We start from the raw sequence: 16,568 nt of genomic DNA, 5'->3' as shown, positions 1-16,568 counted from the left end.
GTTGTACCGATGTCGTAATATTGTATTAGGGATTTCGTTGGTAACTAAGCGAAAAACGGGATGTTGTTACAGCAGCGACTGCAAAGCACTAAAAGCAGGGATATCGTTTATAATTAAAACAAGTTGAAATTTTTTGGAAGTTAAAGCGAAATATAATAAGGAGAAGTTTTGAAAAGGGAGAGGATTTTAATGAAAGAAGAAATCAAATGGGGTTCACCTTTAAGCATGGCTTGCTTAGGAATATTTTTAGGCGGATTGGGATTCTTTTTGAAAGCTATTTGGAGTACTTTCCTTTAAAAAACATTGTCCAAAGTTAACGATTCTGGACCATTTTCTGCATGATTCTAGCAGCGGAGAACGCTAGCTAAGTGTTAAATAAGGTAATCTAAAAAACGCTCGGATTTCGTTTTCCAAGCGTTTTTTGATATTTTTAATATAAAATTTTAGCCATATAATACTCATCCATAAAACGACCATTGACGAGCAATGAATGTTTTTTTATCCCTTCTATTTCAAACCCCATTTTTTTATACAAAGCGATTCCTGCTTGATTCTGTGTCATGACTGTTAACTCTAAACGATGTATCTTCCGTTCCCTAGCCCAACTCTCTAGGTTTCTAAATAACTCAGTTCCAACTCCCTTTCCTCTGTGCTCTTTCAGAATCCCAACCACTAAGTAGACTGAATGTCTATTTCTTTTGGCATTGCCGCCGAAAGCCATCAAATATCCTACTAGCTTCTCATGATCTTCAGCTACAAATATGGTTGAATTTTTTTGTTTTGAGATATTTTCAATCATTGTCCTTTGCTTTTCTGGAGTGAGCTTTCTTTCACCAGGTTCAAAAAGCATAAATTCGCTTTCATTTTCAACTTGTTGAATTAGGTTCGCAAGCTGTTGAGCATCTTCTAGTCTCGCTTCCCTGATTATCATATGAATCCCCTCTATTTTTTATCTCAAATGAGTCTGTTCTGTCCTGTACAACAACTGCACTGTTTTTACCAAACTTAAGCTCATTCAGTTTCCTCCTATTTACTGGTAGGATAACTATTTCTTGATTATTTCGTTTTCAAATGGAATGTATAAAAATCCCCTATATACATCCAATTTAAAATTTTAACCTCTGATTCACACAGCACACCCCATGCGGCGTAACACCTCATCTGGATGTTGTAAGACGTACTGTTCAAAGCGAGTAATGGATTGGGCAATGTCATTTTGATCCTTGTGAAAAACGTTGGCAATCACCTCATCTTTCAACCACTTCCATAACCGTTCGATCGGGTTCAACTGTGGAGAATACGGCGGCAAAAAGATGAAATGAAAAGCATCGCCTTCCTCGCCATCAAGAAAGGCTTGTACCATCTTGGCATGATGAATACGTGCGTTGTCCAACACAAGCACGAGGAATTGATCGGCATATTTCTCTTTCAATCGGCGCAAAAAGTCGAGGAAGGTTTCGGCATTGGCGGATGATGCACGATGAAACACCACATCGCCTTGTTGAACGTCAACTGCACCAAAAATGGACACATGGTCATGGTGACCGTAGCTTGGCACTTGTTTCTGATTCCCTACTTCTTGCCCATGTCGTACGCAACGCTTGATAGGCACGAACATGTGTCTCATCCACATAAAACATGGTAACATTCTCGGTAATTAGTTTTTTTTATAAATTCAAGTTCTCTTTGAAAAGCAGCTTGACGCTTAGCGTCTCCTTTGACGAGCTTGTAAGTCGGACGTGTCCATGACAAACGCAAACGATGCAACAACTTACGAATGCCTTCCCGTGACATGGAAACACCATAGGTTTGTTGAATGTAAGATTGTAAAATGCGCGTGTTCCATGACGAAGCGATGCCCCAGCCAGCATCCACAGGTGTAGTAGTTAACACGAGTTGTCTGATTTCTTGTTGTTGTTCTTCCGTAAGAAACGGCACACGACCAGGCGGCAACCGACGATCGAGTAGATGATCGAGCCCACCTTGATTAAAACGTGCAACGTAGATGGCAACCGATTGACGGCACAGATTGACCATTTTGGCCACATCTTTACCGAGATGACCTTCCATGACAAGACGAACAGCGGTCACCCGAACGCGAAGAGAAGCATCTTTGATTTTCCGTTCTTGTTTCCGAAGTGTTCGAGGTGTCCAGCCGTGGTCATTTGTGATTTTCAAACGTTTCATGCCAATTCCGCTCCTTTTGTATAGAAATATTTAGGAGCAGTATAGCCATGAAAAAAGGTGTTCATACAGAAGTCATGGTTTTAAGGTGCATGTATATAAATTCTTTTGTACCAGGCAGTTTTCTGCAATAACCGTTTTCTCTTTCGCCGTTTCTCCATTTATCCAACTCCGCTAGACGGAATATTGCCATCCGAATAGGCATTTCTATTTTGATCCCCACGCACCGCCCCTCCTCAGTCCGTCAACTGTTTTGATTTCCCTAATTCCAGCTTATCTGTCACAAACGATTCAACTCATCAAACACCCTATCCTTAATGTTCGTTGATGTAATGGATAATAAATCAATTTTCTTTGAAATAACTTCTTGAATTCTACCATATTTTTCTGAAGTTTTTTCGTCATTTGGAACGCGTTTAAACACTCCATTTTCAGATTCATGATTAGTAAAGTTATTGCCATCATATAAAGGCCAGTAGAAAAACCAATGCTCAGAAACGCTCGGCGGTTTATCCCAATGTTCAAGGGTTGAATATACGTATTTGCATAACGTCATCCGTGGTTCTTCTTCAAATGAGATTTCAACTGCATAGATTGGGTCGTTTTTCAACCCATTCCCCGACTGGCAAGGAGGGGCGGAATCTCTCTGATATAGCTTGATAAAAGATTGAATGAACCAGCCTCGATACTCGCGGTCCGATTTCCAACGCAAAAATTGCGGGGTCACCGGAACAAATCCACATTCGACCGATTGACGGTCCATTTCCGCCAACAGTTTATCGACACTCTCGTACGTTTTTCGCACAACCTCGAAAGCGTTTTTTATGTTTTCCTGTACGCTAACAGAATTCATAATACCCCTCCTTTTCAATACGATTGGCACTTAAATGAAAAAACTGTTCATCTGTATAAAAATGAAAGTAGGAGCAGTGGTCAACTAAAGGACAAGCAAGGCTTTGAAAGTTTTGAAAGCGATCAAATCCCTTTTTTTTCAATAAAGCAACCAAATCCTCCAATATTAACCTTTGAAACTCATTGAATGTTTCATTTTTTTGCACGTACACCATTTGATGGAGCACTTCTTGCCACGATAAATACCCAAAATGAACACCGCTTGGCAGTTTTCTGTTTTCCATCACCTTTTTAGCAATCATATTCACTTCTGGTTCCGTTCCTAATAAGAGCAAAAACTTTGGCGTCTGCCCTTTACCCTTTAATAAATCACTCGCTTCTCGCTCCAATTGATCGTCTGATGATAAAGGACTATGGTATTTCACTTCGATTCCTATGGTCAAATGATCCAATTCAAGTAAAACATCGATTTCGCTTCTTTCCCCCTTGACCCAAAACTTAACCTTATCCCCTATAAACTCGTCTTTTTGCATCTCCAAACCGTTTATGAACACCGTTTGATCAGTTTGAGAAAAAAATACTGCCTTGCTTAAAATCGGCTTAATCCCTTTGTGAAAAGGGAGATAACGCGACGTACCAAATACGTTCGCTGTCAGCTGATCTTCAAGCCGCTCGCTTAAATTCGAACCGTCTGATGATATTTTTCCATGTATTTCAGCTAACAAACTTTCTCCCCCCTGTCTGTGCCCATACATTCGACAAGTGACAGGATCCGCGTGCAACGAAGCTTCTCCTGTCGCACTCTAATTTTTTAATTGCTTCCCATAACACTTCTTCATCACAACAGATAAATCCGGGTTAATCAAGTCTTGCCCGAGACGTTTTCGTTCCTGACACAGCTTTTCTTCGATAGGTGACAACAGACACTAAAACTATTTCTCTCAACTATATACGTCCTCAACATGAACGGCTACATATCGGAACTCGCCATGTTTATCTTGGTTGATAGTAGAATAATGATGCCATTTCAATTGATATCTCCCTTTAATAAAGATCGGCGCATCACGGTTTTCTTTCGTCCCTGCTGATGCACGTTCCTGCCATTTTAACTCCCCGGTGATGATCCGGTTTTCATGAATGCGAAACTCGCAGTCCACCGTATTTGGTCGCATCGGCTCGGTCCAATACAAATGGTCATTCGTTAGCAACACAACGATCCCGTATACATTCCTTCTCCTCATTGTTATTCGTTCTAACTTTTCCACTTGCGCCAAAAAATCATAACGACCCTGATCCTGAGCACCGTGGTGCTTCAATTCAATCGTTTGCCCGTTTTGCTTTATCGTGACCCGAGCGAGCTTGTTCATTAAACAAATCGCGTATTGGCGCCCACTTTCCGGTTCTTCCACCCACAAATCGATCAGATAATCATGAAAGCGTTTGTTCTCCTCGACGCGGAATTTTTCTTGAAGCTGAAATTTTAATGACTGTTTAAATGCTTCTTTTGAAGCAAAAAATCGATACTTTTGCGATAGGCGTTCCAATTCCTCGTGAATAGAAAACATCATTTTCCTCCTTCCCTTATCTATAGTTGCTGCCCAAACGGCCGTGTTGCAAGTTCAGCCAATCGACTGCGTAAACTTGCATTTCGGATAATTATTGCAACCTTTAAATGTTCCGTATTTCCCTTTCCGAACGATTAGAACACCGCCACATTTTGGACAACGGTTTTGCTGTATATGTTGTTCCGTCTGCTTTTGCTTCGTTCGAATCGTTTGCACGTGCCGCTTTTTCATTTCTTTTTCTTGTGTCTTATCTTTGGCAAGCACTGTTTCTAATTTTTGAGCTAAACGTTCCTTTGTTTCCCTATCGATCACTTTTGTTTGATGTTGCTCGAGCACTTGTTTCAATTGTTTCGGATAAACCACATAAGCATGGGCAAAATGAGCATTTGATTTAAACTTTGCCCGCGTCAAAAACACGACAACCGAGTGAATCGGAATATGCGCAAACTCCTCCCCAAGCCAGTCTCTTAACGCCTTGATATGCCCTTTGTTCTGCAAAATAGGATTAAGAAATTTTTCTTTTCGTTTATAAATGACTTGCGTCCAATATTTTGACATTTCATCTCCGAAAATCCAGCCGCTGTAATTTTTCGTTTCGATGACAAACAGTCCTTGATCGGAAAGGATAACATGATCAATTTGCGAAGTTGAACCGTCTTGTTTTGGAATATACAGGTTATGAAAAGCTTTGTATTTTCCGGATGATGTTGCTTCTATATTTTTAATTGCTTTACGGACTTTATATTCTCCATACGATCCAATCCATTCCGCTTCTTTTGACTTGATCCATCTTGCCAATAAGGCAAGCAAACATAAAAGAAGCAGTGTATAGAAAAGATTCACGTTCATCTGCCCCCCTCCCTTTTCACATCCCCCATACCACTTTACAGATTACCTAGGCGATTTCGTTCAATTTTGATAGTGTTATCTTTCCCGTCCAACATATCAGCACGCTTGCTGCCGTAAATGCGAAGCCACGGGGAACCTTTGACCGCTTTCACGGACAGCCGTGCCGTTCCGCGAACTTGTTCTTTTTCGATATCCACGCATTCGAGAAATTCGTCCCAGTAGACGATGGCAATGACTTGATTGTAGTCGCTTAATTGCTTCTGGCTGCAAATAAAGGCAAAGATCAATTCTTTTTCTTTGTTGTTTTCCTGATGAATCTTGATAATTTCTTCGATCTCATTGTCGCTAAATGAAAAAGACCAAGTGAAATCTTTGGAACCTGATGGAGTGGTATTGTACTTCGTATAAATGATATAACTCGCTTTATTCGTCGTGACTTCGTAGATTTGACGATTATCATTTTCTTTTTCAAACAAAGCCGGCGCAAGTCCCCCGTTGACCAACGCGGAAAGCAACGCCCCGTAATAGTAATCGGCTTTGCAAATCGTTGTCATTGTATTCCCCTCCCTCTAGAAATGTTGATATATCAAGGTTCCTTGGCATCTTAGGGGTGCCAAAAAAATTTTTTTCGACAAAACTCATCACATACTTTTTCATTTTTGTTTATATCTAACAACCCATAGGTACGCTTCGCGACCACTGGTTATTTTTGTATGTTAAAACCAATGGAAAATACATATGCGATGCACCTTGGATCTCTGCATTGCTGATGAGGACGAACCCTCCCATGTCTCTGGGCATCCTTGTGCCAACATTCCTTCGTTCGGTCTCTTCACCAGGCAGAGGCCGGCTAAGCTCACTTAGGGACTCTCGGTCGAATGGATGAAATCGTGCCAGCTTCTCCGTGTCATCTGGTTGTTCAAACAAGATTTATTTCCAAAAGGGATGGCTCTAAGCTGCGTGGGCTTGAGTATGAGTATGGGAGATATCCCGTATCATTCGTTCCCCATCAAATGCTTGTTGTTTCACACAAACGGCATAGAGAATTTTCAATAACTTTCCACACAACACAACGATCGATTGTTTCTTACGCAACGGGTTGATGGGACGTGTCGTATAGTATTCATGCAAAGCGCGAAACGCTTCGTTATGACGAATGAGAGGCATCATCACCCGAAAGAGGAGGGCGCGTAACCGTTTTCGTCCTCTTTTCGAGATACGCTTTTGTCCCTTGTGCTGCCCAGATGAGTTTTCTTTCAAAGTTAAGCCCGCTAATTTCATGAGTTGTCGCGGATCTTGGTACTGATGAAAACTCCCGATTTCCGACAATAGTTCCACAATTGTCGCATCGCCAAGCCCAGGGATCGTTTGAAGCCATTCATACTCCACCGTCGTTTGTGCAAGGGCGATTAACTGTTCCGTGAGCGCTGCGATTTCCTGTTCCAATTGACGATATCGGCGGACCAACGTGGCGATTTCGATACGGGCCATCTGTTGTCCTTGAGTGATGCCAATCGACTGACGGGAAACCTCTAACAGCTTTTGAATTTTCGGTTTTTGCGGACATTTGAGCCCTTCACTTTGTCGATATCGCTCGATCAACTCCTCGACCGTCTGATCAACGATTTCATTCGGAAATGGTGTTTTTTCTAATACAGCCAAAGCGATTTTTCCGAATGATGGAAATACTTGCGTAAACTCAGGAAAGTAACGATCTGTCCATCGAATCATTTGATTATGAACAGCATTGCGTTCCGTGATCAAGGATTCCCGAAACGTACTTCCTGCCCGCAATTCTGCTTCCACTTCGTGGAGAATACGTGGGTAGCTGAAACGTCCATCTTTGACTAGTTTGGCAATGATTCGGGCGTCTTTTGCATCATGTTTCGTTGGCAAGTTGTCATCGAGTTCTTTTGATCGTTTCACGTGCATCGGATTGACCATCACCAATGGGATCCCTTTTTCCTCGAGGAAATAGGCGAGGTTCAACCAGTAATGCCCGGTCGGCTCGATGCCAACGATGACTTCTGTCTTGCCAAACACTTTTTTCGCTTCTTCGATGGATGCGTAAAATTGTTCGAATCCGATTCGAGATTGAAGAACGGGAAACGGCTTTTTCAGTTCCCTACCACGCTCATCCACCATCGCTGCATAATGTTTGTGTTTCGCGATATCCATGCCGATGACTAATGTTTGTTCGGTGACTTGTTCAATTTTGAGATTTCGTGTACAATTCACTGTATAGTCCTCCTTGGTCTGATGATAGGTGATTGTTGGTACCCCTGCATCATACCAAGAGGGCTTTTTTCTTTCAAGTCCCCGAAAACCCTTCTAACAGGAATGCTCCCTTATTCCTAAATCCAAAAAAGCTCATTTAACTCGATTGTACTAATATTTGCAGAAAAATGCTGTCGAATATTGTCGGATTATTTACAAATTTTCCTATACGTAATCAACTAATATGCCGACTGAAAAATCGGGCGATCACAACAAAAAACTACCCCATCATCTTAGGGTAGCTTTCTCCTTTAGCGGGTAACAACAAGTACCAGGCCAATACATATTCGGGAAAAAGCGAAGAATAAAACCATTAAAAAACGCTGTGCCATCTTTTTATTTAAACAAGCGGTCGTGGTCAATCGTTATACATTTCACTCCACATGCAAAATATCGTTTGAAATCTCTTTATTTCCTCCCATAATGTATACGTTCTCGCTCCCGGTTAAATTCTTCATGCAACTTCCCTTGTTCGTATTCCATCAAATAATTTAATGTCTGCTCAATGGTTGCTATTTTCATTGTTATTAATATATCGGAAGAAGTATCCGCATCATCTAATAATGTTCTCTTGTATCTCTCCAGTTCCAAAAGGCGCTCCATTATTTCTTTAAATCCTCTAATCGTCTTTTCATCCTTATAAATAAAATCACGTTCGAAATCAATATCCTCTAATTCCTGTTTATATTTGTTAATCGTGTTATCACGCATTTGTCTTGCAAAATCAGCTCTTCTTTGAATCGGACCAAAACGAAATTTATTTCTCCATGATAAAAATGTACTTTTAGGCACGCCTAACTCGCTTGCCCCTTCCCAAGGAACAACATCTCTAATCACGCAAAGTTCATACATAATCTCTTTCAACGGCTTACCGTACTTTTTTTCTACGATTTCTTGATAATCTTTATTTGTCATCATTGGAATCACATCCTTATTGTGGGTTTATCGCTAAATGTAAAAACGCTATTTCAGGAGCTAGCAGACGCCAAGCACTGTCCCTTCCTACTCATCTTTTACCCTTTTATGAACTTCTTCTTCCGTTAGGTCAAATATATGTGCAATATCGGCAATGCTCATTCCTTTTGCAATCATTTTTCGCATCATTTCTCGCTCTTTTTGCTTAGCTCCTTCACGTTTTCCTTTTTGTTCATACGAAATCAACAATTCCAACACTTGCTCTTTTTCTTTTGTTTCCATTTGATTCACCTCGTTTCGTAATCGTTGTTCTTCTTCATCCGACAATTTCACATATGTTTCAAAAAAGCCCATTAACAATCTCTGCTTTGCTTCATCCAGTTCTAAACGAACTAACATGCGTAAAAACTGTTTTTTCAATTCGATTCGTTCACTTTCAGTGTAACCCATTTTGCTTAACAGCGCAGCGGCGATCGGGTTGTCAATGCGAATGTAGTTGCGCCAATTTTGTTTGCGTAGTTCGACGGTGAAAAAGCGGAAGTGAAGAATGGTGCCAAACGGAAGTTGAAGCGTAGATGAGGACGGTTCATCGCGGATGGTATCGTAGCTGAAAACGGCAATCGGAACGACATTCGTGCGGTATTTTTCAAACAAGCGGCTAAAGTAAATGAACATCCGTTCAGGAAACGACGGTTGCACGTAGCTTTGATTTTCAATATGGACGATGATCAATCCGTCTTCCCCTTTTAATTTCGTTTCGACTAACAAATCGACGCGATACTTCTCCCCTGCCGTTACATCGGTGAACAGTTCTTCGGATAAAAAAGACAAATGCTGAAAATCAATATACTCGTACATTTCGGGGAAAAAGAGAAGGATAAACTCTTCAAAAAATGCTTGGATCAACTCTTTGAACAAGCGGTCGTGGTCAACAGCCATACATTCACCTTACATGTGAAAATTCACATACGTTATTCGACAACATGTGCGAAATTCCTACATGGGATAAAACAAAAACAGAGAGCCAAGCAATGACTCTCTGCTTCTACAAATCCCAGCAATCCTTAGAGAGTGGCGGGCAAGCAACCCTTTCATATCACACAAACGGCAATGCCCGTTCATGCTGCGAACGCGGGTGAATCAGCCCGCGGTTATGGAAAGTAGAACTCAAATCGGCGTAATGGATCGTAATCGGCAAGCGTGTCTTCAGCATGGAATGAATATGCATAAACGATAGCTTATATACATCAGAAACAATCTCATGAACAGACAGACCATTCGTTTTTTGCACAATTTTTACAAGTTGAGCCATGCCAACAAACTCTTTCGGATCTGTCGCACATAAATACGCCGTGTTTCCTTTTGAATAGTATATTCCTTGCTTTGTCACCCATTTTTTATTTGAATAAATAGCCATTCTTCTTCGCGGTTTTTTTATGATTTCTACAAAATCAAAAGGAATTTGAAATGATCGCAAATAAGCTTGCAAAAAATCTAGATCCTCCCGACAAATACCATCGCGGTGAAAAGTAATATGCCGTGGCTTTGCTCCATAGGTTTGTTCATAGCTGTATATGCTTTCATTCACAATCTCTTCCATTGTGGAATTAGCGATTATTTCCCCTGATTCCGCCGTAGCCACTGATTTTTGTTTAATTATTTTCCCATCGCGTCCAATAACTTGAATAATCCCAGAGGCGTGCTTTCCGTACTCATGGCTGACATCCAAGCCAATGAAGCAATCTGAATGCATCGGGCTGGCCAAGATCCAAGGCTGAACTCCTGCCTTGGCATAAATCCCTAGCAAAATATTATAGTAGTGAAAGATATTATTTTCCGTAACTAAAGAAGAAGTGAACCCAACAAATTGCGTCATTAAGTCTTCTTTTCCGCCAAATTCTTTTTTAATCGTAACGTAGGCGCGATCAATATTTTCTTCTGTTCCAATAACCACGACGACCGTTCCGCGGAACTGGTCAGTAATGGATTTCAAATGATACGACAGGTTATCTTGTTTAAAAAAGTCTTTGGGCAATTGACCGTATAGTTGGCGCGGCTGATCGGAAACATTGAGCTTTACACCAAGCGCTTCAGACATTGATTCTAGCTTTTTTACAAAACATCCTACTTCTTTTCGCTTTTGTGGGTCATAGTTCAACTGTGGATCGACGAAATAGCTGACGGCTACATTGCTCGGTTCGTACACTCCCGACTGCTTGAGCCCTCTATAAATCTCATTTGTTTTATATCCTTGTCCAAACTCCATTATCGGTGAATCAAGCTCATTAACATCATAGCCCAGGTTAACCGCCCGCACATTTTCTTTTTGGAACGTCAACACTTGCTGTTGACTAAGCAAGCGGAACGCTTCTGTATAAAGCTTAAACATTTTTTCATGCGGTGACAGCTTAATCAGGCGATTGACTTTCTTCGTCATCGATGGCGGCAATTGCTCATATGAACAAGTTAATTTTGGCAAATGGGGCAAATATGGAAGAAGATGGCCGTCTCTGTTTTTTACATGTACGACCGGTGTTTTTTCATGAACCCCTTTTAGCTTCCACAGTTCATTTTTTTCTAAGTAATAATCAATGACACTTTGTTGTAAAAACGGACTTTTTTGCCCGGCTGTATAGTCAGCCATCCCCATAAAAGTGTAATAGTATGCTCGTCTATTAAATGGATCGACAACCTCCATTCCTTCTTTGAGAAGCGATGGATCATTATTGATCACATCTTGCAATGTTTTTCGATATTCAAAACGGTGCTGATAATCAAAACCGACGAAAATATCTCCATTTTCTTCGACTGAAAAGGAAATATAGATCGCCGGATGAATGCTAATTTCACCGACATGCATAGACTGTTCATTGGCTAAACGGAATAAGTCGTTATCCATCTTATAGCTGCTTTTACAACGATTCTCTAATTCTTTCTTTAATAATTTTTCTAAAATTGTTCTTTCCATAGGCAAAGAACATTGAATGGTTCGATGTTCGTGCTGAATATAACGATCATCTCCCCAATGACAAATCTCTTCAAACGACGCTATATACTGTCCGTGCGCCGCCACTGTTATGTATGAATTTAGCTTTCTCAGTTCATAAGCGATCGAGTGGGCATAAGAATATTTTTCGTGCGGATTAGATAAAGGAACCGTATAAAGATGAATAGGAATATCCGACGCTTTTTCATTCGCTTTACATTCAGAAAAATAATAGTGGTTCACAATCCCACCGCCTTTCCAAATCGATCCATTCTATATTATATCATCTCTTGCAATTATTGACGAACAGTGCCAGGCACTGTTCGATGCCAAGAAAATCAAATTGGTCGCGCATATATTTTTTCATCGCTTTCGCATTTTCTTCATTTCGATGCTGGTTCATCCATTCTACTAATTGTCTTATATAAATATCGGCCATTGTTTTTCCTCCTAATGATCTCAACATTCTTTAACATGTTCAAGTCTCCCACCTCTAAACAACGTGTAGGCGGGAGAAGTTCATTCTCACCTCTTTAACAGTTCAAATAGTGACAGGCAATGTCCGTTGGAAAACCTATCATTTTTTTAATGCTTCCATAACCGCGGTTTTTAATATTTGCACTCCATCGATTAAACAAGAATGATCAAACGTCATATAGGGATGATGCAAACCTGGCTTTAAATTAGCTCCTAGTCCTAACATAGCGGCTTTTAAGTGTGGTCTTTTAATGGTATAAAAGTGAAAATCATCACTTCCTGACGTTACAAGCGAAGAGACGCATCCACTTTCCCCAAATGTTTCGATAATCCCTTTTCGAAGCAAATTTTCCGCCTCTGTCGACACTTCTGCCGCTGGAGTAAAATCTATCCACTTATATGAGATTTCAGCTCCCATAGATTTAGCAGATTTTATGACGTTTTCTACCTTCTTCTTTATCTTCTGTAATAATTGATTGCTTTCCGCTCTTACATCTAAAGCAAACTGTCCATTGCCTGGAATAATATTAAGATTTTCGCCACCTGCTTGACATTTTGTCATTTTTATTGAATAAGATTGCTGCGGAGAAAAACATATATTTTTTAATTGAAAGTTAATCAATGAAATAACATCAATCGCATTCACACCTTGGTGCGGCCTAGCACCATGAAAATCTGAACCGTATATATTGGCGACTAAAAACTCGGCCGCCCCGTGCCGAATCGATGGTGCAGCTTGTTTTAAGCGCAATTCTTCAATCGGACGCAAGTGAACCCCAAACAAATAATCGGCATCGTCCACAACCCCCTTTTCCACCATTGTGATCGCGCCATTCCCCTTTTCTTCAGCAGGCTGAAAAATAAATCGTACCGTTCCTTTTTTCCAGTGGCAAGTTTTTAATTTTAAAATAAGTCCCATCACAATTGTCATATGCGCGTCATGTCCGCAAGAATGATTAGCCTTGAATTCGCCATCTACCTCTTGCCATAGAGCATCCATATCGGCGCGAACGGCAACGACAGGCTTTCCATTTCCCATTTCAGCAACAATACCTGGACAGTCATCAAAAACTTTATATGGAATCCCTTCGTTTTCTAAAAATTGTCTAATATAAACCGTCGTATTATATTCGTTCCAGCTCGTTTCAGGATGCTCATGTAAGTAATGAAAAATTTCTAGTAAACGATTTTGTAACTCAATATCTTCCATTCCCAACAACTCCTTTCACCACTTTTACGCCAATTTACGTCGCTAAATAGACGCTAATTAAGTATAGAAATATCCCCTTCCTCTTCATATTTTAGCTCTTAGGTTCATTCAACATACTGAATCGTGATTCTGTTGTAAAGTATTTATAAACCTCCCATGATTTCCTAACTTTTATCCAAGATGTTTGATTCTAAAAGTCTCTTATTAGAATCGACAAAATCAGACAAAAAATAGATTGACGGGTACCGTCAAGAATTTTGTGTAATGTAAATGGGGTAGGGTTTCTCTGAAATGGATTTGAATTGATAGGGGACTGATTTTCTCCACACAAGAGACTGAATATTCAGTCTCTTGTGTGGAAAGGGAGAATCCCCTTATCTCATTTATTTACATTATTTGGTTAGTGATAACGTTCTTCAAACATTCGCTCGAGGGCTTCCTGTGCTTCGGCAAATCCTCTTAACTTTCGCCCTGCCCATTTCTCATTAAAATCTTGAATGGTCAAATACACGACTTTTTCCGCGGTTTCTAAACTGCTCAAACTGTTCATCGGTTTTAGACGTTTCCGAATTTCCTTGATTGTTCGTTCGATGGCATTGGTCGTGTAAATCACACTTCGAATACTGCTTGGATAATCCATAAATGTAAGGAGGACATCCAACTCATTGGCCCAAGATTGGACTTCTCTCGGGTACTTGCTGGACCATTTCGACTCAAACTGTTGAAACATCTGTAACGCTATCTCCTTATTCGGTGCGCGATAAATCAGTTTGAGATCCTCTGCCACTTCGAATTGATCTTTTTTCCGAACACGATTTAAGGTATTACGTACTTTGTGAACGACACAACGCTGCACATCGGCTTTCGGATAAACCGCCTTAAAAGCTTCCTCCAACCCCGGTAGTCCATCGAATACGCCCAGAAGCACTTCCTTGACGCCTCTTTGATAGAGGTGTTGAAGGATTTCCTGCCATACATAGGCGCTTTCTTGTCCTCCCACAAAGAAATCAAGAATTTCGCGATATCCTTCTTCGTTCACCCCTAACACCACATAAATGACTTCTTTCTCCACGGTTTCGCGACGAAGTTTTACGTATAAACCATCCAAATATAAAACCGAATAACGCTGATGTAGAGGACGATTGTGCCATTTCTCGATGTCTTCCTTCACTACATCGGTAATACGACTGATTGTCGTTGGAGAATAGGCATTTCCTAAAATTCGTTCGATAAACTTGCCAATTTCCCTCGTACTCATGCCACTTTGATACATTTTGATGACGGCTTCCTCGAGCCAACCAGTATGACGTTGGTAAGGGGCAAACAGCTGCGTTTGAAATTCCCCATTTCGATCTCTTGGGACCAAAAGGCCTTCAATTCGGCCATATTGCGTATCTAGATTTCGTTGATAGTAGCCGTTTCTCATATTGGATGTGTCCGCCTGTTCGATTTCGAGGAAATGTTTGATTTCTTCCCGCATAATCAGCTCTAATTTTTCCTTCACAAACTGACGAATGACACTTTCCAGTTGATTTGCCCAGTCTACATTCGGTATACTTTTAGACATAGGTAGGGTTCTCCTTTCTCTGGAATATTTGGGTTCAATCAGAGAATACCCTACCTTTTTTCTTTTGGTCTAGCAAAATGCTTTACACAAAATTTTATACATCATCGATTGACGCTTTCAGAAATAATATTTATTATTCATAATAACGTCTATTCCACGACAATTCAAAATTATAAAAAGTGGCATAGGGGGGATTAATGATGAAAAAAGAGATATCTTTTAAGGCAGCCATCATTCCAGTCTTAGTAACAATTGTAGTAATGGCGATTACCATTGTTGTTCTCGAGAAAAGTCCACATATTCCATTGATTGTTGGAACAACTGTCGCCGCCCTTATTGCATGGCGCTCAGGATATAAGTGGAGAGAGATTGAAGAAGCGATGTATAATGGGATTCGTCTTGCTCTGCCGGCTGTTGTTATCATTATGCTTGTCGGCTTAACCATTGGAGCTTGGATTGGCGGCGGAATTGTGGCAACGATGATTTATTACGGATTAAAACTTTTGACACCTTCACTATTTTTAGTTTCAATCACGATTATATGCGTTGTTGTATCGTTAGCCATCGGAAGCTCATGGTCAACCATGGGGACAATAGGTGTCGCCGGAATGGGGATTGGACTAAGCATGGGGATCCCTGCACCAATGGTTGCGGGTGCTATTATTTCTGGAGCTTATTTTGGCGACAAAATGTCACCGCTTTCAGACACTACAAACTTAGCTTCAGGCTTAACAAATACCGATTTGTTCGTCCATATTCGCCATATGCTGTATACGACAATTCCCGGCTTACTTATTTCCTTAGCGGTGTATGCCTTTTTAGGGAGAAATTTTGGAAAGGGCAGCGCCGAAACAGCTGATATTCAACAAACGTTAGAGGTGTTGCAAGATCATTTTCTCATCTCTCCTTTTCTGTTGCTTATTCCATTACTCGTCATCGTGTTAGTGGCCAAAAAAGTACCTGCCATTCCAGCGCTCATCGTAGGAATCATTCTCGGGTTTTTATCTCAAGTCTTCGTTCAAGGTGATTCCGTTTCTGACGCTGTTGGGGCTTTACAAAGCGGATTTGTAATCGATACAGGGAATAAGGTAGTTGATGATTTGTTTAACCGTGGCGGTTTAGAATCAATGATGTATACCGTTTCAATGACAATTGTCGCAATGACTTTTGGCGGTGTTTTGGAACATACCGGAATGCTTCAAGCAATTGTGAATCAAATTTTAAAGCTTGCGAAAACAGCAAAAGGTCTTGTTGCATCAACGATTTTCTCTTGTGTCGCCACAAATGCCACTTGCTCTGAACAGTACATTTCGATCGTCATTCCTTCAAGAATGTATGCAAACGCATACACAGAAAAAGGTCTTCATTCAAAAAATCTGTCACGAGCACTTGAAGACGGAGGAACGTTGACATCTGTCTTTTTCCCTTGGAATACATGCGGCGTGTTTATACTTGGAACGCTTGGGGTTCATGCATTTGATTATGCTCCTTATGCTGTGCTTAATTTCATCGTACCGATAATCTCCATTCTATATGCATTAACCGGATTTACCATCGAAAAGTTGCCAAAATCAGAAACGTTGGCACAGACGAAAGAACAAGAAGCTAGCTTAAATGCATAAAGAGTGAAAAGGAGGCTGTCTTAAAAAACAAAATAAAGACAGCCTCTTAGTAATAATCACAAAA

At 40.6% G+C, this 16,568-nt stretch carries 16 protein-coding genes; 1 reads left to right on the top strand and 15 read right to left on the bottom strand.

The window, feature by feature from the left end:
* Positions 1-430: 430 nt before the first annotated feature.
* The 15 genes from NSQ23_RS02300 to NSQ23_RS02230 all read right to left on the bottom strand — a co-directional run bounded on the left by NSQ23_RS02300 (position 431) and on the right by NSQ23_RS02230 (position 14,882).
* Entirely contained in the window at positions 431-931 is a 501-nt protein-coding gene (locus NSQ23_RS02300) for a GNAT family protein (protein WP_339172658.1), read from the bottom strand.
* 195 nt (positions 932-1,126) lie between these two features.
* Positions 1,127-1,618 carry an IS630 family transposase gene (locus NSQ23_RS02295; RefSeq protein WP_339172655.1) on the bottom strand — a complete coding sequence of 164 codons (492 nt, stop codon included), beginning with the start codon at positions 1,616-1,618 and terminating at the stop codon, positions 1,127-1,129.
* A 5-nt stretch (positions 1,619-1,623) separates the two neighbouring features.
* The gene (locus NSQ23_RS02290; protein WP_091702943.1) at positions 1,624-2,187 is read right to left on the bottom strand and encodes a winged helix-turn-helix domain-containing protein; all 564 of its coding nucleotides are present in this window, start codon (positions 2,185-2,187) and stop codon (positions 1,624-1,626) included.
* A gap of 277 nt (positions 2,188-2,464) precedes the next feature.
* Positions 2,465-3,037: a hypothetical protein gene (locus tag NSQ23_RS02285; protein ID WP_339172653.1), complete on the bottom strand. Its 573-nt coding sequence runs from the start codon at positions 3,035-3,037 to the stop codon at positions 2,465-2,467.
* Positions 3,024-3,761 (bottom strand): hypothetical protein, encoded by a 738-nt coding sequence (locus NSQ23_RS02280; RefSeq protein WP_339172651.1) that lies wholly within the window; start codon positions 3,759-3,761, stop codon positions 3,024-3,026. The genes NSQ23_RS02285 and NSQ23_RS02280 overlap by 14 nt, the downstream gene beginning before the upstream one ends.
* A 216-nt stretch (positions 3,762-3,977) precedes the next feature.
* Positions 3,978-4,601, bottom strand: coding sequence for a hypothetical protein (locus NSQ23_RS02275; RefSeq protein WP_339172649.1), 624 nt, complete (start codon positions 4,599-4,601; stop codon positions 3,978-3,980).
* Between the two features lie 54 nt (positions 4,602-4,655).
* Positions 4,656-5,450, bottom strand: a complete 795-nt coding sequence (locus tag NSQ23_RS02270) for an NERD domain-containing protein (RefSeq protein WP_339172647.1) — start codon at positions 5,448-5,450, stop codon at positions 4,656-4,658.
* A gap of 35 nt (positions 5,451-5,485) precedes the next feature.
* Positions 5,486-6,004: a hypothetical protein gene (locus NSQ23_RS02265; protein WP_339172645.1), complete on the bottom strand. Its 519-nt coding sequence runs from the start codon at positions 6,002-6,004 to the stop codon at positions 5,486-5,488.
* Positions 6,005-6,401: 397 nt separating this feature from the next.
* Positions 6,402-7,688 carry an IS110 family transposase gene (locus tag NSQ23_RS02260; protein WP_192948827.1) on the bottom strand — a complete coding sequence of 429 codons (1,287 nt, stop codon included), beginning with the start codon at positions 7,686-7,688 and terminating at the stop codon, positions 6,402-6,404.
* Positions 7,689-8,135: 447 nt separating this feature from the next.
* Positions 8,136-8,645 (bottom strand): hypothetical protein, encoded by a 510-nt coding sequence (locus NSQ23_RS02255; protein ID WP_061580481.1) that lies wholly within the window; start codon positions 8,643-8,645, stop codon positions 8,136-8,138.
* 84 nt (positions 8,646-8,729) lie between these two features.
* On the bottom strand, positions 8,730-9,581 hold the full coding sequence (locus tag NSQ23_RS02250) for an Rpn family recombination-promoting nuclease/putative transposase (protein ID WP_339172640.1): 852 nt from the start codon (positions 9,579-9,581) through the stop codon (positions 8,730-8,732).
* 157 nt (positions 9,582-9,738) lie between these two features.
* Positions 9,739-11,871: a Piwi domain-containing protein gene (locus tag NSQ23_RS02245; RefSeq protein WP_339172637.1), complete on the bottom strand. Its 2,133-nt coding sequence runs from the start codon at positions 11,869-11,871 to the stop codon at positions 9,739-9,741.
* 40 nt (positions 11,872-11,911) lie between these two features.
* Positions 11,912-12,067, bottom strand: coding sequence for a DNA alkylation repair protein (locus NSQ23_RS02240; RefSeq protein ID WP_339172635.1), 156 nt, complete (start codon positions 12,065-12,067; stop codon positions 11,912-11,914).
* A gap of 138 nt (positions 12,068-12,205) precedes the next feature.
* Entirely contained in the window at positions 12,206-13,315 is a 1,110-nt protein-coding gene (locus NSQ23_RS02235) for a M20 peptidase aminoacylase family protein (RefSeq protein WP_339172633.1), read from the bottom strand.
* 400 nt (positions 13,316-13,715) lie between these two features.
* The gene (locus NSQ23_RS02230) at positions 13,716-14,882 is read right to left on the bottom strand and encodes an IS256 family transposase (RefSeq protein WP_339172631.1); all 1,167 of its coding nucleotides are present in this window, start codon (positions 14,880-14,882) and stop codon (positions 13,716-13,718) included.
* 200 nt (positions 14,883-15,082) lie between these two features.
* Between NSQ23_RS02230 and nhaC the strand changes: the two genes are divergently transcribed.
* Positions 15,083-16,504, top strand: a complete 1,422-nt coding sequence (nhaC, locus tag NSQ23_RS02225; RefSeq protein ID WP_339172629.1) for a Na+/H+ antiporter NhaC — start codon at positions 15,083-15,085, stop codon at positions 16,502-16,504.
* The last annotated feature ends 64 nt before the right edge of the window (positions 16,505-16,568 follow it).

It is taken from the genome of Anoxybacillus sp. FSL W8-1294 (assembly GCF_037965005.1).
GTDB classification, from domain to species: Bacteria; Bacillota; Bacilli; order Bacillales; family Anoxybacillaceae; genus Anoxybacillus; species Anoxybacillus flavithermus_G.
This window is presented reverse-complemented; position numbering and strand designations above follow the sequence as displayed.